This is a genomic window from Microvirga sp. M2, from assembly GCF_047497095.1.
Taxonomy (GTDB): Bacteria; Pseudomonadota; Alphaproteobacteria; order Rhizobiales; family Beijerinckiaceae; genus Microvirga.
On record NZ_CP134064.1, the window covers coordinates 1,602,906 to 1,626,223 of the forward strand.

Sequence of the window (23,318 nt, forward strand, 5' to 3'; positions counted from 1 at the left end):
GCACGATGCGCTAGATGCCCGACCTGTAGACGATGTCTCCGCCCACGACGGTCATCAAGGCCTTTGTGTCACGGATCGCCTGCGGCGGTACGGTAAGGATGTCCTGAGAGAGGACCACCAGATCGGCGAGCTTGCCGCTCTCTATGGAGCCCCTGTCCTTCTCGACGCCCATCGTGACGGCATTGTTGATCGTATAGAGCTGGAGCGCCTCGCGCGGCGTGATCGCCTGTTCGGGACCAAGCTGATAGCCATTGAGTGTGTTGCGGGTCGTCATCCACCACATCGACAGGAATGGGTCCACAGGAACGACCGGACCGTCGGTGCCGCCGCCGACGTGCACCCCGGCATCGAGCATGGCCCGGATCGGGATGGCATAGCCAGCCCGCTTGTCACCCCACCATCGCCGTTGGTTGTGCCCCAACAGCACCGCATGGTCCTGCGCAGTGGCCATGATGCCGATCTCGCTCATCTTCCTGAGCGCGCTCTCCGTGGGGAGAAACACGTGCATGATGGTCCAGCGCAGATCCTTGATCGGGGTATCGGCGTTGACGCGCTCGTACGAGCGCACGATGACGTCGATCGTCTCGTCACCGACGGCATGGGTCTGAACCTGGACCTTCGCTGCCGCCGCCAGCCTGAGCCCCTCGACATATTCGTCCTCTCCCCCCGGAGGCAGGAGCAGAACGCCACGATAGTTCGGATCCGGCTGCTCTCCAGGCACGACCTGGTAGGGCTCGTACAGACGTGCACCTTCGACGCCACCATCAAGCGGATACTTGATCCCGGCGAAACGAAGCATGTCGTCAGCCCGAAGCGAGGCCTGCGCCAAGCCCTTCTGGACCTGCTCCTTGGTCAACGCCCTGTAGAGAAGGTCGGTGCGGATCGTCATCGCGCGGGCGTCGCGCAGTTGCGCGTAGATCTGGATGGTGCGCTCATCGATGCCGGGCTCCACGACGGAGACCAGGCCATAGCTGTTGAGTTCATGCATGGCTTCTCTGAGCAGGCGGGCGTGCTCGGCAGGAGCCGGAGACGGGGGGAGGGCGCGTCGTGCAAAGTATGCCGCCGTTTCGAGAAGGACGCCGGTCGCCTCGCCCGTGGCAGGATCCCGAACGATCACCCCACCCTTGGGGTCGGGAGTGTCCTTCTTGATCCCGGCAAGCTCGAGGGCCTTGCTGTTGACGGTGACGACGTGCCCCCCGCGTGGGATGAATACCGGATTGTTCGGCGAGACCTCGTCAAGCTCATAGCGGGTTGGGAGCCGTCCCTCCTTGAGAAGGCTTTCATGCCAGCCGGATGATGCGATCACCCACTGACCCGGCTGGGTCTGGGCAACGCGCTCGGCGATCAGCGTCTTCACGTCATCGACGGAACGGGCATCCAGCAGCTTCACGGCGGGTCGGTTCAAGGCCGCCATCGACATGTGGAGGTGGGTATCGATCAGGCCGGGGATCACCGTGCGTCCACCGAGATCGACGATCTGGGTACGGGGACCAGCTTCCTTGAGCACGGTGGCATTGTCGCCCACCGCGATGAAGCGGTCGCCGCGGATGGCAAGGGCTTCCGTGGTCGCGAAATTCCTGTCGACCGTGGTGATCTTGCCGTTGTGAAGAATGAGGTCGGCAGGTTGTGCCGAGGCTGCGTCGGTTGCCAAGGAGCCGGCGAGGAGAACGCAGGCCGTCAGCACCATGCGCGCACGCGTATTGGTCATCGTGAATATTCCTGTTCTGGCTGAACGAGATGCGGCGCAGGATCAGAGGGTGCGCGCCTTCGCGTCCAACAGGGCGACCGCTGCGGCTGCCTGCGTGACCGCGAGTTGTCCTTCGACGAGAACCGGTTCGAGGATCGGGGGAGCGTCTTTCGCGGACGCGGAGCGGATGGTGATCGTCGCCCCGGGATCGTGGATCACGCCACAGAGCTGGCAGGCACCGGGTGAGGACTCGGACAGGGCAAACTCACGTCCATCGAGGCTTGGTGCCAGATACCCGCGCACTCTGATTGTCCGGCCCGTCATGGATCGCGCGAGGTCGGAGGCCTGCCCGTCAGGTCCGACTAGGTTGGCCAAAGACACCTCGTCCTGAGCGGACGCCGCGGCGACGGGGGCAAGAGCGATGAGGCCGGCGATGCCTGCCAGAACGGAGCGGCGATCGGGTTGAGGCAAAACTTCGTGACAGCGGATCTTGGCTGGGAACGACATGATGGAACCTCCTGATCCCATGCTGCCTTCACGCCCTCTCAAGGCGCCGCATTCACTGGGGCCCGGTTCGGACATGCTTGCAGCAAGGAATTGTGAACTGGCCCCCGCCGGACGTCTTGTCGTTATCCGGTTATTTGAAGATTGAAATAATCCATTGTCAAGCTGGGGTCGGCACTCTCTGAGCATCGGATGGATCCCGACGATGGACTCCACTCTTGGGTACGCCGCCTGAAGGAGGCGCACGGTGCTCCGGACCCTAGGAGTTCACTTGACAAAATCCTTATGCAACCGGTTACATGGAGTTCCAATCCAGGAGCATCGGTTTGACAGGCCGCTCAAAGGGACTGCCTACGATCAGCCAAGTGGCGGAAGCTGCTGGCGTTTCGCGTGCAACCGTTTCGCGGACTTTCAGCCGGCCCGACCTCCTGAGCCCGGAAACGATAAAACGTGTTCACGAAGTGGCCGAAAGGCTCGGCTATGTCCCGAACCAGGTTGCGCGCGCCTTGAGCACGGGGCGCGCGGGTAATATCGCCCTCGTCGTCCCGGATATTGCCAATCCCTTCTTCCCACCGCTCATTCGCGCCGCACAGGCTCACGCCGATCACGCGGGCTATGCCGTTTTCCTTGGCGACTCGGACGAGCAGCCGGAGCGTGAAGACATGCTTCTGACCAAGATGGCGGCGCAGGTGGAAGGCTTCATCCTGGCCTCGCCCCGTCTTGACGAGGGGAGAGTGCGAGCTCACGCGGCGCGCCGTCCTTTGGTTTTGATCAACCGGGATATCGAGGGGCTACCGCGAATTCTGATGGATGTCAGCGCCGGGATCGCCGCCGCCATCGAGCATCTTGCGAGCCTGAACCACCGCCACATCGCCTACGTGAGTGGGCCGCCCGCCTCCTGGGCCAACGAGCAGCGCCAGCAAGCCGCCATCGGGACTGCCGAAAAGCTCGGAATCCGGCTGACCGCCATTCCTGCCTATCACCCGAATTACGAGGCTGGCCGAAAGGCGGCCGGCGAACTCGCGAGGCTGCCTGTCACGGCGACGGTCGCCTTCGACGATCTCGTGGCTCAGGGCATCATGGCCGGCCTCGCCGATCTCGGTTGGCGCATTCCCCAGGATATGAGCATCGTCGGATTCGACGACGTGCTCGCAGCCACGACCTATCCGCCCTTGACGACGGTTGCGGCGCATAGCGCCGATGCAGGCATGCAGGCCGTGAAGCTGCTGACGGAGGTTCTGAGCAAGGGCCAGATCCAGGACGAACGTATCATTATCCCGACGGAACTCATCGTTCGGGCAACGACGGGCCAACCGGCGAAGCGGCCTCACACCGCGGATGCCAAGCCCCGATCCATGCCACGGCCGAGAGCTCACAACAGAAGCTGAAACGAACAGGACGCCTATGAAACTCCACCTCTATCCGACAAAGTCAGCCCTTGGAGACGCGGCCGCCGCGATGGGAGCCCAAGCGATACGCGACGCGATCGCGGCAAAGGGACGGGCTCACATCATTATCGCGACCGGCGCAAGCCAGTTTGAAATGCTTGACGCCCTCGTGCGACAGCCGAGGATCGACTGGTCGAAGGTGACAGGATTCCACCTCGATGAGTATATCGGAATGTCGGACAGCCATCCGGCAAGCTTCCGGCGCTATCTGCGTGAACGGTTCACGTCGAAGCTTCCGACCCTGGGCGCGTTTCATTTCATCGAAGGGGATGCGCGCGATCTGAAAGCGGAGGTGTCGCGGGTCGGGGACTTGATCAAGGCACACCCGATCGACGTGACCTTCGCCGGCATAGGGGAGAACGGGCACCTCGCCTTCAACGATCCGCCGGCCGATTTCAATGTGGATGAGCCATACATCGTCGTTGAACTCGATGAGGTCTGCCGACGGCAGCAATTCGGAGAAGGATGGTTCCCGACATTCGAGGACGTGCCGCAGACCGCCATTTCCATGAGTATCCGCCAGATCATGGCCAGCGACCTCGTCGTCCTGTCCGTGCCCGACGCACGAAAGGCCGATGCGGTTCAAAACGCGCTGGAGGGGCCGGTCTCCCCAGCCTGTCCAGCGTCCATCCTTCAAAGGCATCCGGCCTGCCACGTGTTTCTCGACCCGGCATCCGCCAGCAAACTCTCATCGGCTTCTCTTCGGGACGCTGATCGGGATCCGGAGTGAGGCGGACCGGGACGGGTCTCAAGAGAATAACCAGAGGCAAGAGAATAACCAGAGGAAGGAGCAACGTCCAATGAGTGTAAAACTGAGAAACGCGTTGAGTGCGGCCGCGTGCCTGACGGCTGGAGTCGTTCTGGCCACCGGCAGCTTTGCCCAAACTCCCTCGGCCAAGCCGAAATCCCCTCTCACCATCAATGTCATCGATGTGGCCGGCGATCTCCAGATCAGTCAGCCGGCGATCGAAAATTTCAAGAAGGATCATCCGGATCTCGTCTCGCGTTTCGTTTTCACGAAGGCGACCGCACCGGAACTCGCTGCGAAGTTGAAGGCGCAGCAGGACGCGGGTCGCGTCGACATCGACTTCGTCCTCACCGGCAACGATGCCTTGGCGGCCGGCATGGAACAGGGCATCTGGCTCGAGATCCTGCCGAAATACCAGGATCGTTTCCCGGACCTGGAGAAGCTCTACCATCCGGGGGCCTATGCAATGCAGAAGATGGGCCGCGGCCAGGCCTTCGTGATCGACTGGTATCCGTCAGGTCCGCTGCTCGAATATGCGCCGGACCGCGTCAAGGATCTTCCCGATACGGCGGAAGGGCTGCTCGCCTGGTGCAAGGCGCATCCGGGAAAGTTCATGTACGCGCGTCCGTCGAATTCCGGACCGGGCCGCACATTCGTGATGGGGCTGCCCTACCTCCTGGGTGACAAGGATCCGATGGATCCCGTCAATGACTGGGAGAAGACGTGGGCCTATCTCAAGCAACTCGACGGCTGCATCGACTACTATCCTGGCGGCACGGCGGCCACGATGAAGGAGCTGGGCGAGGGGTCTCGCGACATCATCGCGACCACGACGGGATGGGACATCAACCCGCGCTATCTCGGAATCGTGCCCGAAGAGTTCAAGGTCGCAACCCTCAAGGGCTTCCACTGGGTGGGCGATGCCAACTACATGGCGATTCCCAAAGGCGTTTCCCAGGAGAAGGTCGATGTCCTTCTTCAGATGATCGCATACCTTCTCAAGCCGGAGCAGCAAGCGTACATGTACGATCACGGCTACATGTATCCGGGGCCCGCCATTCATGGGGTGCCGCTCGAAATGGCCCCCAAGGAAAGCCAGGACACCATCAGGAAGTTCGGCCGGCCGGAATACGAGCGCATGATCGCCGACAATCCGATCGAGCCGCCACTCGACGCCAAGCCTCTGGTGGCCATGTTCGACAAGTGGGACCGCGAGATCGGCAGCGCGAAGATGAAGCAGTAGCGGCCATTCCAGCAACCACTGTTCCATGGAACCGTGGGGCCGCAATCATGGGCGGCGCATGCCGCCCATGGACAACCGCAAGAGCGGAGTTCTCGATGCAGAGCAGGGGCCTCCTCGACCTCCAGGTGAACGGCTTCGCCGGGGTCGACTTCAATTCTCCGGATATGGACGCGGATGCGCTGGATCGCGCACTTGCGGCGATGCTCGAGACAGGAGTGACGACCTGCCTGCCGACGATCATCACGGCGTCCGCTGAGGATCTGGCCGAACGCTTGACTGCGCTGGACCGCGCGGTGGCCGAGAGCCGGCTCGGCTCGATCATGGTGCCGGGATATCATCTCGAAGGTCCATTCCTGAACCCGGCGGACGGTTACGCGGGCTGTCATCCGCCGCAGGTCATGACGGCGCCCGACGCCGATCTCGTCTTCAGGCTCGAAGCGGATCTGTCGCGGCCGATCCTCCTCGTGACAATCGCGCCCGAGCTGCCGGGCAGCGAAGCCTTCATTCGAATGCTGAGCAGGGCCGGGAAGATCGTCGCCGTCGGCCATTCTTCCGCCGATGCGGATACGGTTGCGATGGCCGCCGAGGCGGGCGCAAGCATGTCCACGCATCTCGGCAACGGCGTTCCGCAGACGCTGCATAAACTCGACAACACGATCTTTGCCCAGCTCGCCGAGGAGCGCCTGCATGCGAGCTTCATCGCCGATGGCATTCATCTTCCACGACCGGCGCTGAAAACGATGCTTCGCGCGAAAGGGATCGAGCGCTCCATTTTGGTGTCGGATGCCGTTTCCGCCGCCGCCGCTTGCCCTGGACGCTATTCCTTCGCCGGAATGGACATCGAGCATGGGACGGACGGCAGTGTCCGGTTGCCGGGCAGCCGTTATCTCGCCGGCTCCGCGCTGACCCTGGACAAGGCCGTCGGGAACATCGTGCGATGGGAATTCGCAAGCCCTGAAGAGGCGATCCGGATGGCCTGCGACAATCCTCGGTCGATGCTGACGCCGGCATTGAGAGCGCACGGATTGCCCATCCCTCCGGCGGGGCATGTCAGCTGGTCTGCGGATGGGGAGATCCTGCAGGTCGAACACGGAGGCATCGTGCATCGTCGAAAGTAGCGGCCGGGGCGATGTGCGCGGAAGAAGGGCATCATCGACGGGAACGCGTGTCGTGTCACAAACCAGAAGGGGAAGACAAAATGGAAGGTCATCAGAAGCATGTCGATCGCCGTACACTCATTGGGGGCGCCGCCAGTATGGCCGCCCTGGCCGCCACGGGCGCTCGCGCCCAGGGCCTTGCCCTTCCGAAATCGCCTGTCGCACTCAACGTGATCGATGTGGGCGGCGCTCTCGCGCTGATGCAGAAGGCCTTCGAGGAGTACCGCAAGGCCAAGCCCGACCTCGTGTCCCGCATCACCTACGTCAAGGCCCCGGCCCCCGAGCTGGCGTCCAAGGTCAAGGCCCAGCAGAACGCCGGCCGCATCGATATCGATATGGTGCTGACGGGAAGCGACGGCCTTGCGGCCGGACTGGACCAGGGCCTCTGGATCAAGCTTCTTCCCACCTATGCCGACAAGTTCCCTGGCATCGAGGAGAATTACGAGCCTGCCGCTTTGAACCTTCATCGGGCCCAAGGCCAAGGCTATGGAGTGGTGATCAACTACTATCCGTCCGGGCCGCTCCTCGAATATGCGCCCGAACGCGTGAAGGATGTGCCGGCGACGGCCGAAGAGCTGCTCGCCTGGGCCAAAGCGCATCCCAACCGGTTCATGTATGCCCGTCCTGCCAATTCGGGGCCGGGCCGAACCTTCATGATGGGACTGCCTTATATCCTTGGAGACAAGGATCCGATGGATCCCGTCAACGGCTGGGAGAAGACGTGGGCTTATCTGCGCGAAATGAATTCGTCCATCGAATACTATCCTTCGGGAACCACGGCCACGATGAAGGAGTTCGGGGAAGGCTCCCGCGACATCATCATCTCCACGACGGGCTGGGACATCAACCCGCGCGCGCTCGGCATCGTGCCGAAGAGTGCCCGGATCGGAACTCTCAAAGGCTTCCACTGGGTCTCCGATGCATTCTTCATGGTCGTGCCCAAGGGTGTCGCGGATGAGAAGCTCGCTGTCCTGGTCGACCTGATGGCCTTTCTCCTCAAGCCCGAGCAACAGGCCTTTTCCTACGATGAGGGATACCTTTATCCGGGACCTGCCGTGAAGAATGTGCCGCTCTCCATGGCCCCCAAGGAAAGTCAGGACATCATCAAGGAGTTCGGCCGGCCCGAATATGCGGAACTGATCAGCGGGAATCCGATCGAATTGCCGCTGCCCCCCGAGAAAATGGTCGTCGCGTTCCGGCGCTGGGACGAGGAGATCGGCTCCAAGAAAGGCAAGTGAAGCGCGCCGGCCTGGTATAGGCGATGTGCGATTTTGCGTCGCTCATCGCCGATGGAAGAATGGCAGTGCCGGCGCATCACAGCAGAGGCGTGAGGAGGCGGGCGATGTTCTCGATAATCTTCCTTGCAAACGAGCGCGTCTTCCACTGCTCGCCGAGCAGGAGATCGGAACTCGCGAAATAACGGGCCTGCTCGCCGATGAGCCGGGCCGTCAGTTCGCGGTCGAACAGCACCAGGCTGATCTCGGAATTCAGCGTGAACGAGCGCATATCCATGTTGCTCGATCCGATCAGGGAAATATCCCGGTCGATACTCAGGTGCTTGGCGTGGAGGAGCTTGTCCCGGTAAAGGTGTATCTTGATTCCGGCCTCGAGGAGCTCCGTGTAATAGGAGCGCTGCGCCAGATGGACCAGCATTTGGTCGACAGGCTTCGACAAGACGATATGGACCTCGACGCCACGCAGTACGGCCGTTTCCAGCGCATGAAGAAGCGTCTCGCTCGGGATAAAATACGGTGTTGTGATCACGACCTTTTCCCGGGCCCCATGAATGAAGGCCTCGATGACACGCTCGATCCCGGCCGTGGGGTAGTCCGGGCCGCTCGGCAGCGCCTGCGCAACAACTTCGCCGCCGCGGACCGGATCCGGGAACAGGCCAGGCCCCTTGAGCACCTGATCCGTCTCAAGAAACCAGTCGGCCACAAAGACGGCTTGCAGCTCAAGTACGACAGGTCCGCAGACCCGGACGACAAGTTCCTGGTTGGTGACACGTGGGTTGAAGTCGGCGTCAACGATGTTCTGGGACCCGACATACCCGATCTGGCCGTCGATCACGGCGATCTTGCGGTGGTTGCGCAGGTCGGCTCGGATCGATCTGCGACGCAGCAACCTGACCGGAAGCACGAGATGGGCCGTTACGCCAGCCCCTTCGAGAGCCTTGATGACTTGTGGGGCCCAGGCGTGTGAGCCCAGCGCATCGATGAGGACTCTGCAGACGACGCCCCGCTCGACGGCGCGCGCCAGGGACGCGATGATCATCCTGCCGCTGGCGTCATCGGCGAAGATATAAAAGAGCAGATGGACGTGATCAGTGGCGGCGTCGATGTCGGCCGCGATGCGCTCGAGTGTTTGATCGTATTGAGTCAGAAGGTCGGCTCCGTTGCCGTTCAGAGCCGGGAAATGGCCGAGATTCTGGACCAGCCGTGCGGCTTGCGCCAAGTTGGGTGGCAGATTCGGCTCCTGGCGGGCATGGAGCTCTCTCACGCGGGCGACTTCCCCCTTGAGCACATGGGGCAGCCTTGCGAATTGCGTGCGCCGCCATTTCGGGTAGTCGGGCCGCCCAATGAGAAGATAGAGGGCGAGCGCCGGCCAGGGCAGAAAAAACCCGAACAGCAGCCACCCCTTTGCGGCTTCGGGGGACCGGCGGGACGGGATGATCACCAGCATCAGCAACCTGATGATCCACTCGGACATCAGGTAAAGGCTTGCCCATGAGAATGCGCTGGTCAGGTCCATCAGGCTGCTGTCAAGGTCCTATGATGGCAAGTTCCGCTCCAATCTTTGCGTGACCGCACCCAAGTGACAAGCCTCGTCTGCCTAGGGAGCGGGAACCGACCTTCGGCCGGGCATGGGCTGCTCGACGATGTCCCTTTCCGAGGGCGCATAGAACTCCACCGGTTCATGCGCCCGTCGCAACTTTATCTCGGTCATCCGCTTCGTATCGGTGGCTTGCAGGTATCGACCACGTTCGAGGATCTCGAGCGTGTTGTCCTCATAGGTCAGGTCCAAGGCGGCTGATTCTTGAGCTCGTCTGATGGCGGTCTCCAACGAGATGGCCTTCCAGGCCACGCGATGCTCTCGTTATCCGGGGGCCTCTTGCGGGAGGCGCGTACATCTTCGACGGAGTTTGGAGCGACCTTGGTGAAGAGCCGGCCTCCGCCGGAGGCTGGCTTGGCTGTGTTGGAGCGTCGTTTTGTTTCAAGCCGGCTGGGACAGGAGCCTGACGAAGTGATCCGCTGAGATCACGGGCGCGAAGAAGTTGTTGATCCGCTCGTAGGCGGCCGCTTGCTGCTCAGGCTTCTGCGTTGCGGTCGCGTCGCCGATGACGATCGGGAGATAGCCGTTGTCCCGGGCAGCCCGGGCATTGCCTTCGATGCACCAATCGAGGTGGATGCCCGTCAGAACGATGACCTCGATCTTCTTGCGCGACAGCTCGAGCGGAAGCTGGGTTCCGACGAACGCCGTCTGAAGAGCGAGTTCGTTGAACTGGAGGTCCCCTGGCTGGACCAGCGCCTTCAACTCGTCGACGAGCTCATTGTCGGCCTTCTTTTTCTCCTCGTCGAAAGTCAGCCCCTCGACCCAGGTCTCGTATTGTACCTTGTCGAAGATCGATTGCGGGTAATTCTCGCGGAAGACCGAGTACCCGATCCAGCTGAACGACTTGAAGTTGGCGGCTCTTCGGGCGGCTTCGGCAGCCTTGACGGTTGCCTCGAGGGTACCCCGTTCCCACTGCCGCTCGGCTGCTTGCGCACCCCATGGGCGATAGAGGGAGTTATTCTGGCTGATCGACGCGAACGCGGCTGGACGTTTCAGGATCTCGGCGAGGTTGAGCTTCTTCCATTGCGGCGCGAGCTCCGGGATCGGGGCAGGCGTGAAAGTCTTCCGGCCTTCCTGAGCGGAGACCTGGGATCCGACGGCGGTTGTTGCGGCGAGCCCTGCGGCTACGGTGAGAAACTCACGGCGGGATGTCGTTGCTGTCATTGTGCATGTCCTTTTGCTGGCGGCAGATGGTGAAGACATGCATTAGAGGCCGATCGACAGTGTATCGGCAAGTAGAACAGAAACGTTATTTCTACGTCGATTTTGGAAAATTCATGCACGATAGATCGTGCAGAGAGGAGATCTGTTTCACGATCTCTCGCACGAAGGATTTCTATTCAGTCCGGAGGAGGACGAAGAGCTACGGGGATCACATGTGGCGGCTGTTCTTCGGTAACGCCATCGTCACGCGGTTCCGCATCGTCGGCGCGACGGACCCAGGCTTAGGTCAGACGGGGGATTAAGGGGTCCACGTAACTTATGGACCGAGGTATCCGAAATTCTGAGACAGTCCATTCGCGCCGGAACCGTGGGCCGAAGAGGGGCTGAGCCAATCCGCCTGGCAGAGCCGCAACCAGACCCACCATGAAAGTCACGCGTCGCCAGATGATGGGATCCTGATCGAGTTATTTCCGATCCCGGCTCCGTTGACAAGAATGTGACCATGTGGTCACATTACACATCGGTCATGCAGGCTCGCCGTTTTCGCGGTGATCAAAGCGGATTAAGGCAATGACGCTTGGAGTAGCGGCAAGAGGTGAGAACGCAGGTGCGGCGGTACAGGCCGCAATCCTCGGCGCTGAGCTTCTCGGCCGCGGCGCTATCGGAGGATTTGCTGTCTTCGCGATCCTGGACGACCAGGGGCATGTGCAGTACCGCACGACCCAGCGGGGCGGCATCGGCAAGCTCGATTTGCCCCAAGATTGGATCCGGGCCCGTTATGCGGCTGCGATTTCAAGCGGGCCGGATCGGCCGGAACCTCTCGAGCAGTTTCTTCCCGGCATGAACAAGGTCGGCCTCGTTACAGGCCACCGTCTTCCCAACACGCCTGACATCCATGGAACGCCGCTCAATCAGGCGGTGCTGGCTCGCCTCGCGGAAGGCGAAGCGCCTCAGGATGCTATCGATGCGGCTCTTTCTCGATGCCCGGAGATAGACGCCGGGTTGATCGCCATAGACGCGTCGGGCCGTATCGGCTTTGGCAACAGCGCGCGCGTGGCACGGCGTGCAGATTGCGGTGCCGCCGAGCGCAGATCGGATTCCGCCCATATCGTCTTGTTGCACAACTCGATCCTCTCGGCAGGTCCGTTCGCGGAAAAGCTCGCAGACCTTGCCTGGTCTCATCTTGCAGGGACGCCGACGAGCACCCGTCTGCTCTTCGTGCGACAACGCACCCCTATCCATCTCTCGACCAGAGACCGTGTCCACGTGACAGCCGACGGAACGATCACGGCCATTGAGAGTGCGAATCTCCGACTGCAGGCGGCGCACCGTCGTGCAACGGCGATCTATCTAGGCAGTGAAATTTGGCAGGACGGACAGTTGATCGGTCGGGCGGCGACGGAGTTGCTGGCCGAGACGGCTGAGGGGTGGCTCCCGAAGGAGGCCGAGAGCCCTCCGATGCCTATCGTCATGGAGGCCGTCCGAACGAGCGATAGCACACCACAGCCTTTTTCTTCACGGCTCAAGCGGGGCAGAACACATTGAAAAAGAGCATGTCCCGTCGCGAGCGAACCGAGAGACAAATTCTCGATGCTCTCGAGGCCCAGATTCGAGAAACCGGCATGGGCGGCGTCGGAATCAATGCGATCGCGAGCCGGGCAGGGGTCAGCAAGGAGCTGATCTATCGATATTTCGATGGCATGCCCGGACTTCTCCTGGCCTGGATGCAGGAGCAGGACTTTTGGACGAGCCACCGCGACTTGCTCGCCTCCGGCGAGTCCAGCCAGCAATCTCCCGGGACGCTCATCCTTTCGATGCTGAAGGCTCAGATCGAGGCCTTGGGGAGAAACGAAACGCTCCGCGAGATCCGCCGATGGGAGCTCGTCGAAGTCAACGACGTGACGGCAAAGCTGGCAAACCGCCGTGAAAAGGCCGCTCGGGCCTTCATCGACCGCATCGACGGGCTGACCCCCGCCATGGATGTGCCGGCGGTCGTGAGCATCATGCTGGCCGGTGTTCTGTACCTGATGCTGCGCTCCAAGACCGAGAGCCACTTTCTGGGCGTCCCGCTGCGTACGGACGAGGGATGGCAAAGGCTTTATGCCGCGCTTGAACACATCGTCCAGGCATTTCCTCCGGATCTGAACCGGGAGCCATTGTCGACATTGGAAGCCCGGCGCGAATCCACAAAGGGCCCAAAGAAGGAAGGATGATGCGATGAGACGGGCAGCTGATCTGTTGATCGATACGCTAATTCTCCATGGCGTCGACCGTGTGTTCTGTGTTCCCGGGGAAAGCTATCTGAGCGTGCTCGATGGGTTCGCAGAGTCTTCGACCGTGGATGTCGTCACATGCCGCCATGAGAGCGGCGCGGGCTTCATGGCTCTGGCGGACGCGCGTTTGACGGGCCGCCCCGGCATTGCCTTCGTGAGCCGTGGACCCGGCGCCATGAATGCGGCGATTGCCGTGCACTCGGCGGAGCAGGACGCTGTTCCGCTCATCCTGTTCGTGGGGCAGGTCGAGCGCGAACATCGCCATATGGGAGCGTTCCAGGAGGTCGATTACGAGCGGGTCTTCGGATCCATGGCGAAATGGGTCGTCGAGGTCGATCATGCGGAACGACTGCCCGACATCGTCGCGACGGCCTTCCATGCGGCCCGGAGCGGCACGCCGGGACCCGTCGTGGTCGCCTTGCCCGAGGACATGCTCGAAGACAGGATCGATCGCGCTCCCGCGCGGCCGCTGCCGCTGCCTGCGGCGGGTCCTTCCGAAGATATGCTGCAGGACGTTGCGGCGAGGATCGCTGCGGCGCGAAAGCCGCTGATCATCGCCGGCGGCCTCCTGAAAAACACTGAAGGACAGGCGGCACTGCGCGACCTTGCGGAAGCGTTCGGCATTCCCGTCGCGACGGCGGTTCGGCACGCCGATCTGATTCCGAATGCGCACCCGCTCTATGCAGGCCACCTTGTTTACGGCGTTCCGAAGGAGCTCGCCACAGCGATCGGGCAGGCCGATCTCGTCATCGCGGCCGGAAGCAGGCTGGGAGATGTGACGACGCAGGGCTTCCAGTTTCCCGCGGCACCCCAGCCGGCCCAACCGCTCGTCCATGTCTGGCCAGACGCCGCCGTCGTCGGGCGAATCCGCCATGTGGACCTTGGGATCGTTTGCGACCCGGCTCGCTTTCTCCGGGGATTGCGCATTCATGCTCCCGGCCAGGTTCCGGATCACCGGATGGAATGGAGCCGGCATCTGCATTCCGTCGCGACGGGGCTCAGGCACAGAGACGGTCCCGCGGATGCGGACGACGGTGTCGTCTTCGCGGCCGCCGTTCAGGCCGCCGACCGCATTCTTGCCGACGATGCCATCATCACGATCGATTCTGGAAACTTCGGAGGGTGGGTCCAGCGTCTGATGCGTTTTGGCGGCGGGCGCACGATGCTCGCTCCGTCCTCGGGCGCGATGGGATACGGTGTCCCCGCTGCGGTTTCCGCAAGCCTGCGCTGCCCCGGTCGCGATGTCGTCTGCTTCGTCGGCGACGGCGGCTTCCTCATGACCGGGAACGAGCTTGCCACGGCGATGCAGGCGGGCGCACGCCCGATCCTGGTCATCGCCGACAACGGGTCCTATGGCACGATCCGAATGCACCAGGAGAAACACTTTCCCAGGAGGGTCAGTGCAACCGCCCTGGTCAACCCGGATTTTCCGAAGCTCGCGGAGACGTACGGCGCCTTAGGCATTCTGGTCGAGCGCAGTGATCAGGCGGAGGACGCCTTTCAAACGGCGTTGGCGTCGGGGAGGCCGTCCATCATCTCCGTCCGGACGAGCCTCGAGCATATTTCCGCTGCTTCCACGATCACTGAGCTGCGGAAACATGCGTCATGAGGATCATCGTCATCGGCGCAGGAATCATCGGCCTGACAACCGCGTACTATCTCTCGCACGAGGGGCATTCGGTGACGGTCGTCGACAGCGGCGAGGGCGCCGGGCAGCGGACCAGCAAGGCGAATGGCGCGCAGCTGAGCTACAGCTTCGTATCGCCCCTGGCGGATCCCGGTATTCTGCCGAAGCTCCCTTCCTGGCTCCTCGATCGCAACTCCCCTCTCAGCTTCCGGCTGAAAGCGGATGTGGAGCAGTGGCGATGGCTCTTCGCCTTTCTGAAGGCGTGCCGGGCAAGCAAGGCGCAGAGGACCACCGCGGAGCTCCTGCAGCTCGGCATGTACAGCCGGGAGCTGGTTCACGAGCTTGTGCAGAAAGAGCGTCCCAGTTTCCAATTCGAGTCGTCCGGCAAGCTGCTCGTTTATCAGGATGCGAAGTCCTTTGCGGGCGCCCAGGCGCAGATGGCCTACCAGGCATCCCTCGGGTGCAGCCAGACGCTTCTTACGCCTCGGGAATGCCTCGAACGCGAGCCGGCGCTCGAAGCCATCGGCGGAACGATCGCCGGCGGGATCTTCACGCCGACGGAGGATGCCGGCGACTGCCTGCAGCTCTGCGTCGAGCTGGAACGTATCATGCGATCGGGGCCGAAACCGGTCACGTTCTTGTATCGGACCACCGTCGAGAACCTGCGGGGCGAGGGAGGTCGGATCGTCGGCCTTCACACATCGCAGGGGGACATCACGGCCGATGACTACGTCATCGCCAATGGCATCGGGGCTCAGCGCCTGGCAAGACAGGTCGGGATCAACCCTTATGTCTATCCGCTCAAGGGTTATAGCCTCACCTATGAGCTTGGCCCCGACAGCCAAGCCCCGAGAACAAGCGTGAGCGACCTCAGAAACAAGGTGGTTTACGCACGGCTCGGCAATCGCCTGCGGGTCGCCGGCATGGTCGATATCGGGGATACGACAGCGTCGATCGCTCCCCACAGGATTGCGTCTCTTCGGGAGAATGTCAGGACATTCCTGCCGCATCTCAATCCGGCAGGAGAGCCGGAGGCCTGGGCGGGACTCCGGCCGGCGAGACCGGACGGCAAGCCGATCATCGGAGCGACCCGCTTCCGCAATCTCTGGCTGAACGTCGGTCACGGCGCCCTCGGGTTCACGCTCGCGGCAGGGAGCGCCGGCCTCTTGGCCGATCAGATCGCCGGGAGACCGGCCCGCATTCCGGCATCCGTCTTCGGACTGCAAGGGGCCGGAGGAGAAACGTCTTCAAGTGAGTCAAGGAAAAACGCTCGAAGAAGCGCTGCTTGAATCACATCCTATGCCGAACGGCATCTTCAACAAAGAGGGAAGTCTGATGTTACGCAAAGTCGAACGAACCGCTCGTTACAAGGCCCTTGGCGCCAGCGCTGCATTATCCGCTGCCTTGCTCATCGCCATGCCCGCCCATGCGCAGACCATAACGGCCGTCATGCAGTCCGGACTCAGGGTCATGGATCCGGTCGTCAGCACCGCCTTCATCACCCGCGATCACGGTTACATGATCTACGACACCTTGCTGGGGATGAACGAGGCCTTCGAGATCAAGCCCCAGATGGCCGAGAAGTGGGAGGTTTCCGAGGATCGGAAGACCTACACGTTCACCCTGCGCGACGGCCTGAAATGGCACGATGGTGCGCCTGTCACCTCGCAGGATTGCGTGGCGTCGATCAAGCGCTGGGCGCAACAGGATTCCACGGGCCAAGTCCTGATGACCATGGTCTCCGATATCGCCGTCGTGGACGACAAAGCCTTCAAGGTCGTCCTCAAGGAGCCTACCTCGCTGCTCCTCGAGAGCCTCGCGAAGCTCAGCTCGCGGCCGGCTTTCATCATGCCGAAGCGGATCGCAGAGACACCGGCCTCGGAACCGATCAAGGAGTTTGTCGGGTCGGGGCCCTTCAAGTTCGTCGCGTCAGAGTTCAAGCCGGGGCTCAAAGTGGTCTACGAAAAGAACAAGGACTATGTCCCGCGCTCCGAGCCGGCGAGCTGGACCGCAGGCGGCAAGGTCGTGAACGTGGACCGCGTTCAATGGGTCGCCATGCCCGACCAGATGACGCCGGTGAATGCCCTCCTGAACGGCGAGATCGACTTCATTCAGCAAGTGCCTTTCGATCTGCTGCCGATGCTCGAGAACAACAGCGACGTCAACGTCGAGGTGTTGGACAAGCTGGGCAACTGGACCTACTACCGGTTCAACCATCTGCATCCCCCGTTCAACAACAAGCTGGTGCGGCAGGCCGCGATGTATGCCGTCGGTCAGGACGATGTGCTCAAGGCGCTGGTCGGCAATCCGAAGTATGCGAAGACCTGCGCGGCCGTTTTCGGTTGCGATACCCCTTACGCGGATTCCTACGGTCAGGATGTCGTCGTTCCTTCGAATATCGAGAAGGCGAAGGAGCTCCTGAAAGAGGCAAAGTACGACGGAACCCCCGTCGTCGTCCTGCAGCCGACCGATCTCGCCATGGTGGCGCCGCAGCCGATCGTGATTGCGTCAGCCCTCCGCAAGGCGGGATTCAAGGTCGATCTCAAGACGATGGACTGGCAGACGGTCGTGACACAGCAGGGCAACCAGAAGCCGCCCTCGGAAGGTGGCTGGAACATCTTCTCGACCTACAGCACGCTGGCAACCAGCGGAAATCCGTTCGGCAACACCACGGTGGCCGCGAACGGCACGAAGGCCTGGGCCGGATGGCCGGATGTGCCCGAGATCGAGAGACTGCGTCTGGAATTCGCGCGCGCAAGCGACGAAGCCGCGCGCAAGGCCATCACAACCCAGATCCAGAAGCTCGTTATCGACGAGGGCGTCGTCGGACCGCTCGGGCAATTCTCCGTGCCGACGGCGTACAGCAAGAAACTGACGGGTGTTCTGGCATCCCCGATCACCGTGTTCTGGAACATCAAGAAGGCGGACAAGTGAGCGCATCCGGGATCTGATCGTCCGACCGAGGATGAGTCGGGGTCGTGAGGGCCGGAAGGCCCTCATGACCTGTCTTGCCAAAGATTCTGCCGCTGTTCTCTCCTCGGACGAGCAGAGAACGGCCTCCCTTTCCAAAGTGATCCTCCGAGAGGAGGATGAAGCGAGGATAGCCATGCTGGCCTACATCGCACGACGCCTCGTCGCCACCATTCCAGTGATGGCAATGGTCGCGATCGTGGTGTTTGCCATCCTGCGTCTGACTCCCGGAGATCCGGCAGCCATCATCGCTGGAGACGACGCGACCGCCGAGCAGCTTGAGAAGATCCGCGAAACGATGGGGCTCGACAGACCGATCTATCTCCAGCTGGCGCAATGGATCGCCCGGCTCCTGCAAGGAGATCTCGGCGTCTCTCTCTTGTCCGGAACTCCGGTCCTGCACATGATCGGCGACCGCATGGGCCCCACCCTGGCGCTGGCACTGGGAACCATCCTGGTCACGGTCGCCATCGCCGTGCCTCTTGGCATCATTGCCGCATGGCGGCAGGGCAAGCTGCTGGACCGGGCCATCATGACACTGTCCGTGCTCGGGTTCTCGGTTCCCACCTTCGTGATCGGTTATCTGCTGATCTATTACCTGTCGATCAAACTGGGCTGGTTCCCGGTGCAAGGCTACAAACCTCTCTCGGAAGGCTTCTGGCCGTTCGCGCAGCGCCTCGTGCTCCCTGTCCTTGCCTTGAGCGGGGTGTACGTGGCGCTGATTGCCCGGATTACGCGCAGCAGCATCATCGAAGTCATGGGAGAGGATTTCATCCGGACCGCCCGGGCGAAGGGAGCCACCGAGCGTGCGGTCCTGATGCGTCACGCGCTGCGCAATGCGGCTGTGCCGATCCTGACGATCATCGGGATCGGCATGGCCTCGCTGATCAGCGGCGTGGTCGTAACGGAATCGGTCTTCAATCTGCCTGGCGTGGGCCGTCTCGTGGTCGAAGCCGTGCTTGCGCGCGACTACCCTGTCATTCAGGGGCTGATCCTGCTCTTTTCGTTCGTCTACATCCTCATCAACCTGCTGGTCGATCTGCTGTACCCCGTCTTCGATCCGCGTATCCGCTACTGAGGGGCGCCATGCGAGCAACCGTCAATCCCGTATCCGCCGAAAGCGGCGCTTCGGCGTCAGGAGAGCCACCCGTGAGCGCCACAGCTCCACAAGCATCCGGCATCGCCAGGCAATTATGCGCGACGCTGAGAAGCGGCCCCGTTCTTGTTGCTTTTGCAATCCTCTGCATCATCGTTCTGGCGGCTCTCGCCGCGCCGCTTCTCGGGACAGGTGACCCGGTCGCCATCGATCCAGGCTCGCGGCTGCGGGGAACCTCCCCGGAGCATTGGCTTGGAACCGACGCCTATGGGCGGGACATCTATTCGAGAGTCGTCTACGGCGCGCGCGTTTCCCTGATCGTCGGCGCTGGAGCGACGATCATGAGCATTCTGCTCGGCCTCCTGATCGGGGTCGTCGCCGGATACTTTCGCGCAGCCGATGCCGTCATCATGCGCATCATGGACGGCATCATGGCAATTCCCAGCATATTGCTCGCCATTGCGCTCGTGTCGCTGACCGGCGGGACCATCCTGACGGTTCTGGTGGCGATCACGATCCCGGAAATCCCTCGGGTCGTACGTCTCGTGAGGAGCGTCATTCTGTCGGTCCGGACCGAGCCCTATGTCGAAGCGGCCGTTTCACTGGGAACCCGCGTGCCGACATTGCTGCTTCGTCACATGGTTCCCAACACGATGGCGCCCTTGATCGTGCAGGGAACCTACGTGTTCGCTGCCGCCATTCTCACGGAGGCGACGCTGAGCTTTCTTGGAGCGGGGCTGCCGCCGGAAATTCCGTCCTGGGGAAACATGATGTCGGACGGCCGGATGTATTTTCAGCTTTTGCCGGGCCTCATTCTTTACCCTGGCATCGCGCTGGCCGCGACACTCCTGAGCGTGAATGTGCTCGGCGACGTCGTGCGAGACGTGCTCGACCCGAAAATGGCGAGGAAATCATGAGTGAACGTGCCTCCGACCCAAGAAAGCCCGGTGCTGCGGCCTGTCCGAGCGCGCCCGTTCTGGAGATCGATGGCCTCGCCGTCGACGTTGTCGGCGACCCGGCGGGGCGCCGTGTGCTCGAGGACGTCAGCTTCACCATAAGGGCTGGGGAGACGCTCTGCGTCGTCGGGGAATCGGGGTCCGGCAAGTCGGTGACCTCGCTTGCCGCGATGGGGCTGCTGCCTCCCGGGGCCCTGCGCCCGACCCGAGGCCGGATCCTCGTCGAAGGCGAGGACGTTCTTGCGGCGAGCCCGTCACGTCTGCGCGAGCTTCGGGCCTCGAAGATCGCCATGATCTTTCAGGAGCCGATGACGGCGCTCAACCCGGTCGAGACGGTGGGAGAACAGATCGACGAGGTCCTGAGGATCCACAGCAGGCTCGGCAGAGCGGAAAGACGCGCCAGAATTCTGCAGATGCTCGAGGCCGTCCACATGCCGGACGTTGAGCGCATCTACAAATCATACCCCCATCAGTTGTCGGGCGGACAGCGGCAGCGTGTCGTGATTTCGATGGCGCTCATCCTGGAGCCGCGCATCCTGATCGCGGATGAACCGACGACCGCTCTCGACGTCACCACCCAGAAGCAGATTCTCGCGCTGATCAGCGAACTTCAGAAGAAGCACAATACCGCGGTGCTGTTCATCACGCACGATTTCGGCGTGGTTGCCGAGATTGCGGATCGCATCGTGGTGATGAACCGGGGTCGTGTGATCGAGGTTGGAACGCGCGATGACATTCTCGCGCGCCCACGTGAGCCATATACCCGCATGCTGGTCTCGTCCGTGCCGAGCCTCGTGCCGAAGCCGAGGGCGGCGCTCGGGAGCGATATCGTCCTCGACGTGAAGGGATTGAGCAAATCCTATGCGGGAAGGCGGGTCTTTGGGCGAGGACGGCCGGTTCCGGCGGCACAGGATGTCAATCTGACGCTTCGCAGAGGCGAGATCGTCGGGATCGTCGGTGAATCAGGTTCGGGAAAGTCGACCGTGGCGCGATGCGTGGTCCGGCTCCAGGACCCGACGTCCGGAAGCGTGCTGGTTCATGGTCAGGATATCGCCAAGGCGTCGGGACGGCAGCTGCGTCCCTTGCGCCAGCGTGTCCAGATCGTCTTTCAGGATCCCTATCGTTCGATGAACCCGCGGATGAGAGTGGGCGAATCGATCATCGAAGGGCCAGTCAACTTCGGTATGGATCGGCATCGAGCCTTGGCGAGGGCGCGCGAGTTGCTCGGACTGGTCGGCTTGAATGAGGACGCCTTGCAGCGCTACCCCCATCAGTTTTCCGGCGGCCAGCGCCAGCGCATCTGCATCGCGCGAGCACTGGCACTGGAGCCGGACATCCTTGTGGCCGACGAGGCGGTCTCCGCGCTCGACGTATCCGTGCAGGCTCAGGTCCTCAAACTTCTGGACGAGATACGGACAAGGATCGGTGTCGGAGTTCTGTTCATCACTCACGATCTGCGCGTTGCCGCCCAGGTTTGCGATACCATCGTGGTGATGCAGAAAGGCCGGATCGTCGAGGCAGGGCCAGCCGCAGAGGTTCTGACGAAGCCCAGTCAGGATTACACCCGTACGCTTATTGACGCTGCGCCGGGGCGGGATTGGGACTTCCAGAACTTCCGTCCCTTAAGCCTTGGTGCTTGTTGACGCGCAATCACGACATCGTTGTCGAACTCTAACGAAGGCAGAATCATGACCAACCACTACGACGTGATTATTCGCAATGCTTCCATTGTCGACGGAACCGGTGCAGATCGGTTTGAGGGCGACGTTGCGATCAGGGCCGATCGCATCGTTCATGTCGGCCTGTTGGGCGATGCGACGGCCGAGACGAGCTTCGATGCCGCGGGACTCGTGGTCGCTCCCGGCTTCATCGATGCGCATACCCATGACGACAGGCTCCTGCTATCGGACCCCGAAATGACGCCTAAGGTAAGTCAGGGCGTGACGACCGTCGTCGGAGGCAATTGCGGGATCTCCCTCGCGCCGATGCCCCGTGCCATTCCGGATCCGGTCACGCCGCCGTTGAACCTTCTCGACGAGAGCGGCCGGTGGTATCGCTTCCCGACCTTCGCCGCCTATGTCGCCGAGCTGGAGGCGCATCCGGCCGCAACCAACTGCGCCATGCTGGTCGGTCATTCGACGCTCCGCGTGGCGACAATGGAGGATCTGACCCAACCCGCCAGTCCGGAGCAGATCGCGGCCATGCGGGTGATGGTCGTCGAGGCTTTGGAGGCTGGAGCGATTGGCGTTTCGACAGGGCTCGCCTATGCGCCCGCGATCGGCTCTCCGACCGAGGAGGTGATCGAAATCTGCCAGCCGTTGCGGGAGAGTGGTGGCCTCTACTGCACGCATATGCGGGACGAAGGCGACATGGTCGTCGAGTCCCTGAACGAGACCTTCCGGATCGGGCGGGATGTGGGAGTCCCCGTCGTCATCTCGCACCACAAAGTGGTGGGAGCCAAGAATTTCGGCCGCTCGGCAGAAACCCTCAAGCTCATCCAATGCCAGATGGCGACCCAGGAGATTTGCCTCGACTGCTATCCTTACGCGGCGTCGTCCACGATCCTCGCCCCGCATCTGGCGGCGAACGCCACGAGAGTGACGGTCACCTGGTCTAAAAGCCTGCCCGAATTCGCGGGATGGGATCTGGCCGAAATCGTCAAGAAGATCGGTGGAACACAGGATGAAGTGATCGGGCGGCTTCTGCCGGCCGGCGCCGTCTATTACCGCATGGACGAGGGAGACGTGGAGCGCATTCTGGCCTTCGATCAGACGATGATCGGATCGGATGGATTGCCCCATGATGAGAAGCCCCATCCGCGGCTCTGGGGCACCTTCCCACGGGTGCTCGGGCACTACAGCCGCAAGCGCGGGCTCTTCTCGCTGGAGGCAGCCATTCACAAGATGACGGGACTGACGGCCAGGAATTTCGGCTTGCCCGACCGCGGAATCATTCGAGAGGGTGCGTTCGCCGATCTCGTGATCCTGAACCCTGAAACGGTCGATGAGGTCGCGACCTATGATCGTCCCATCGCCGCGTCGCGGGGAATCGAGACGGTGCTCGTGAACGGCAAGATCGTGTGGCACGAAGGAAAGCCCAGCGGAGAGCGCCCCGGCCGGGTCCTTCGGCGACAGCCATCGGGGCAGCAACCCTCACAGGACTTGTGACCTAACGGCCACGGCCGCCCGCGGCGTTGAACTCGAAGGTACGAAGGCAAACATCGCTGAGACGACGTCCCGGGCAGAGTTCGGGCAAGGGGCTTGATAAAAGTCCCTTGCCTGTTTCAGTCAGCGAGAATCCGGTCTCTCAGTCTTAGGAAAGATGCTGAGCAAAGTGCTTGTTCATCTCGAACATGCTGACCTTGCTCTTGCCGCCAAAGACGGCCTGCAGCTTGTCATCCGCCAGGATCTCGCGCTTGTCGGCAGGATTCTGAAGGTTATTGGCCTTGATGTATTCCCACACCTTGCTCACCACCTCCGTGCGGGGCAGGGGAGCCGAACCCACTACGGCCGCCAGTGCATTCGAGGGCTGCAGAGGCTTCGACAGGGCCGGGTTCGGCTTCTTGGCTGCTTTGGCTTCGGTCATCATGAAACTCCTAAAGTGATGCCTTCCT

At 62.1% G+C, this 23,318-nt stretch carries 20 protein-coding genes; 14 read left to right on the forward strand and 6 right to left on the reverse strand.

Annotated elements, in window-relative coordinates; all coding sequences use genetic code 11:
• Window positions 1-10 precede the first annotated feature (10 nt).
• Window positions 11-1,708, reverse strand: coding sequence for an amidohydrolase (locus RE429_RS27075; RefSeq protein ID WP_414474808.1), 1,698 nt, complete (start codon window positions 1,706-1,708; stop codon window positions 11-13).
• A 42-nt stretch (window positions 1,709-1,750) separates the two neighbouring features.
• On the reverse strand, window positions 1,751-2,194 hold the full coding sequence (locus RE429_RS27080; RefSeq protein ID WP_414474809.1) for a hypothetical protein: 444 nt from the start codon (window positions 2,192-2,194) through the stop codon (window positions 1,751-1,753).
• Window positions 2,195-2,490: 296 nt separating this feature from the next.
• Between RE429_RS27080 and RE429_RS27085 the strand changes: the two genes are divergently transcribed.
• The 5 genes from RE429_RS27085 (at window position 2,491) to RE429_RS27105 (ending at window position 8,025) form a co-directional block, all read left to right on the forward strand.
• Window positions 2,491-3,579 carry a LacI family DNA-binding transcriptional regulator gene (locus RE429_RS27085; protein ID WP_414474810.1) on the forward strand — a complete coding sequence of 363 codons (1,089 nt, stop codon included), beginning with the start codon at window positions 2,491-2,493 and terminating at the stop codon, window positions 3,577-3,579.
• Window positions 3,580-3,595: 16 nt separating this feature from the next.
• Entirely contained in the window at window positions 3,596-4,369 is a 774-nt protein-coding gene (locus RE429_RS27090) for a glucosamine-6-phosphate deaminase (RefSeq protein ID WP_414474811.1), read from the forward strand.
• Window positions 4,370-4,439: 70 nt separating this feature from the next.
• Window positions 4,440-5,630 (forward strand): extracellular solute-binding protein, encoded by a 1,191-nt coding sequence (locus tag RE429_RS27095; RefSeq protein WP_414474812.1) that lies wholly within the window; start codon window positions 4,440-4,442, stop codon window positions 5,628-5,630.
• 95 nt (window positions 5,631-5,725) lie between these two features.
• Window positions 5,726-6,748 carry an N-acetylglucosamine-6-phosphate deacetylase gene (locus RE429_RS27100; RefSeq protein WP_414474813.1) on the forward strand — a complete coding sequence of 341 codons (1,023 nt, stop codon included), beginning with the start codon at window positions 5,726-5,728 and terminating at the stop codon, window positions 6,746-6,748.
• An 80-nt stretch (window positions 6,749-6,828) separates the two neighbouring features.
• On the forward strand, window positions 6,829-8,025 hold the full coding sequence (locus RE429_RS27105; protein ID WP_414474814.1) for an ABC transporter substrate-binding protein: 1,197 nt from the start codon (window positions 6,829-6,831) through the stop codon (window positions 8,023-8,025).
• 76 nt (window positions 8,026-8,101) lie between these two features.
• On the opposite strand, the gene cls is transcribed toward RE429_RS27105, so the two are convergent.
• The 3 genes from cls to RE429_RS27120 form a co-directional block, all read right to left on the reverse strand.
• Complete coding sequence (cls, locus tag RE429_RS27110) at window positions 8,102-9,538, reverse strand: cardiolipin synthase (protein ID WP_414474815.1); 1,437 nt, start codon at window positions 9,536-9,538, stop codon at window positions 8,102-8,104.
• Window positions 9,539-9,619: 81 nt separating this feature from the next.
• Window positions 9,620-9,871, reverse strand: coding sequence for a hypothetical protein (locus RE429_RS27115; RefSeq protein ID WP_414474816.1), 252 nt, complete (start codon window positions 9,869-9,871; stop codon window positions 9,620-9,622).
• A 129-nt stretch (window positions 9,872-10,000) separates the two neighbouring features.
• Complete coding sequence (locus RE429_RS27120) at window positions 10,001-10,783, reverse strand: cysteine hydrolase (protein ID WP_414474817.1); 783 nt, start codon at window positions 10,781-10,783, stop codon at window positions 10,001-10,003.
• A gap of 570 nt (window positions 10,784-11,353) precedes the next feature.
• Here RE429_RS27120 and RE429_RS27125 point away from each other — a divergent pair.
• From RE429_RS27125 to RE429_RS27165, 9 genes are all read left to right on the forward strand, one after another.
• Window positions 11,354-12,328, forward strand: coding sequence for a DUF6963 family protein (locus RE429_RS27125; protein ID WP_414474818.1), 975 nt, complete (start codon window positions 11,354-11,356; stop codon window positions 12,326-12,328).
• An 8-nt stretch (window positions 12,329-12,336) separates the two neighbouring features.
• Window positions 12,337-12,996: a TetR/AcrR family transcriptional regulator gene (locus RE429_RS27130; RefSeq protein WP_414474819.1), complete on the forward strand. Its 660-nt coding sequence runs from the start codon at window positions 12,337-12,339 to the stop codon at window positions 12,994-12,996.
• Between the two features lie 4 nt (window positions 12,997-13,000).
• Window positions 13,001-14,665, forward strand: coding sequence for a thiamine pyrophosphate-dependent enzyme (locus tag RE429_RS27135; RefSeq protein WP_414474820.1), 1,665 nt, complete (start codon window positions 13,001-13,003; stop codon window positions 14,663-14,665).
• Window positions 14,662-15,972 carry a D-amino acid dehydrogenase gene (locus tag RE429_RS27140; protein WP_414474821.1) on the forward strand — a complete coding sequence of 437 codons (1,311 nt, stop codon included), beginning with the start codon at window positions 14,662-14,664 and terminating at the stop codon, window positions 15,970-15,972. The genes RE429_RS27135 and RE429_RS27140 overlap by 4 nt, the downstream gene beginning before the upstream one ends.
• Before the next feature lie 46 nt (window positions 15,973-16,018).
• The gene (locus RE429_RS27145; protein ID WP_414474822.1) at window positions 16,019-17,617 is read left to right on the forward strand and encodes an ABC transporter substrate-binding protein; all 1,599 of its coding nucleotides are present in this window, start codon (window positions 16,019-16,021) and stop codon (window positions 17,615-17,617) included.
• Window positions 17,618-17,789: 172 nt separating this feature from the next.
• Window positions 17,790-18,731, forward strand: coding sequence for an ABC transporter permease (locus RE429_RS27150; RefSeq protein WP_414474823.1), 942 nt, complete (start codon window positions 17,790-17,792; stop codon window positions 18,729-18,731).
• 8 nt (window positions 18,732-18,739) lie between these two features.
• Entirely contained in the window at window positions 18,740-19,666 is a 927-nt protein-coding gene (locus tag RE429_RS27155) for an ABC transporter permease (protein WP_414474824.1), read from the forward strand.
• Window positions 19,663-21,348: an ABC transporter ATP-binding protein gene (locus tag RE429_RS27160; RefSeq protein ID WP_414474825.1), complete on the forward strand. Its 1,686-nt coding sequence runs from the start codon at window positions 19,663-19,665 to the stop codon at window positions 21,346-21,348. The genes RE429_RS27155 and RE429_RS27160 overlap by 4 nt, the downstream gene beginning before the upstream one ends.
• Before the next feature lie 45 nt (window positions 21,349-21,393).
• Window positions 21,394-22,872, forward strand: a complete 1,479-nt coding sequence (locus RE429_RS27165; protein WP_414474826.1) for an N-acyl-D-amino-acid deacylase family protein — start codon at window positions 21,394-21,396, stop codon at window positions 22,870-22,872.
• Between the two features lie 145 nt (window positions 22,873-23,017).
• On the opposite strand, the gene RE429_RS27170 is transcribed toward RE429_RS27165, so the two are convergent.
• On the reverse strand, window positions 23,018-23,293 hold the full coding sequence (locus tag RE429_RS27170; RefSeq protein ID WP_414474827.1) for an SWIB/MDM2 domain-containing protein: 276 nt from the start codon (window positions 23,291-23,293) through the stop codon (window positions 23,018-23,020).
• Window positions 23,294-23,318 lie beyond the last annotated feature (25 nt).

What these genes read in the sequence shown, in the direction of transcription:
- RE429_RS27085 (WP_414474810.1), top strand. Translation starts at nt 2,491, where the DNA reads ATGGAGTTCCAATCCAGGAGCATCGGTTTGACAGGCCGCTCAAAGGGA.
- RE429_RS27135 (WP_414474820.1), top strand. Translation starts at nt 13,001, where the DNA reads ATGAGACGGGCAGCTGATCTGTTGATCGATACGCTAATTCTCCATGGC.
- RE429_RS27080 (WP_414474809.1), bottom strand. Translation starts at nt 2,194, where the DNA reads ATGTCGTTCCCAGCCAAGATCCGCTGTCACGAAGTTTTGCCTCAACCC.
- RE429_RS27165 (WP_414474826.1), top strand. Translation starts at nt 21,394, where the DNA reads ATGACCAACCACTACGACGTGATTATTCGCAATGCTTCCATTGTCGAC.
- RE429_RS27145 (WP_414474822.1), top strand. Translation starts at nt 16,019, where the DNA reads ATGTTACGCAAAGTCGAACGAACCGCTCGTTACAAGGCCCTTGGCGCC.
- RE429_RS27150 (WP_414474823.1), top strand. Translation starts at nt 17,790, where the DNA reads ATGCTGGCCTACATCGCACGACGCCTCGTCGCCACCATTCCAGTGATG.
- RE429_RS27105 (WP_414474814.1), top strand. Translation starts at nt 6,829, where the DNA reads ATGGAAGGTCATCAGAAGCATGTCGATCGCCGTACACTCATTGGGGGC.
- RE429_RS27125 (WP_414474818.1), top strand. Translation starts at nt 11,354, where the DNA reads ATGACGCTTGGAGTAGCGGCAAGAGGTGAGAACGCAGGTGCGGCGGTA.
- RE429_RS27140 (WP_414474821.1), top strand. Translation starts at nt 14,662, where the DNA reads ATGAGGATCATCGTCATCGGCGCAGGAATCATCGGCCTGACAACCGCG.
- RE429_RS27120 (WP_414474817.1), bottom strand. Translation starts at nt 10,783, where the DNA reads ATGACAGCAACGACATCCCGCCGTGAGTTTCTCACCGTAGCCGCAGGG.
- RE429_RS27130 (WP_414474819.1), top strand. Translation starts at nt 12,337, where the DNA reads ATGTCCCGTCGCGAGCGAACCGAGAGACAAATTCTCGATGCTCTCGAG.
- RE429_RS27170 (WP_414474827.1), bottom strand. Translation starts at nt 23,293, where the DNA reads ATGATGACCGAAGCCAAAGCAGCCAAGAAGCCGAACCCGGCCCTGTCG.
- RE429_RS27100 (WP_414474813.1), top strand. Translation starts at nt 5,726, where the DNA reads ATGCAGAGCAGGGGCCTCCTCGACCTCCAGGTGAACGGCTTCGCCGGG.
- RE429_RS27090 (WP_414474811.1), top strand. Translation starts at nt 3,596, where the DNA reads ATGAAACTCCACCTCTATCCGACAAAGTCAGCCCTTGGAGACGCGGCC.
- cls (WP_414474815.1), bottom strand. Translation starts at nt 9,538, where the DNA reads ATGGACCTGACCAGCGCATTCTCATGGGCAAGCCTTTACCTGATGTCC.
- RE429_RS27075 (WP_414474808.1), bottom strand. Translation starts at nt 1,708, where the DNA reads ATGACCAATACGCGTGCGCGCATGGTGCTGACGGCCTGCGTTCTCCTC.
- RE429_RS27155 (WP_414474824.1), top strand. Translation starts at nt 18,740, where the DNA reads ATGCGAGCAACCGTCAATCCCGTATCCGCCGAAAGCGGCGCTTCGGCG.
- RE429_RS27160 (WP_414474825.1), top strand. Translation starts at nt 19,663, where the DNA reads ATGAGTGAACGTGCCTCCGACCCAAGAAAGCCCGGTGCTGCGGCCTGT.
- RE429_RS27095 (WP_414474812.1), top strand. Translation starts at nt 4,440, where the DNA reads ATGAGTGTAAAACTGAGAAACGCGTTGAGTGCGGCCGCGTGCCTGACG.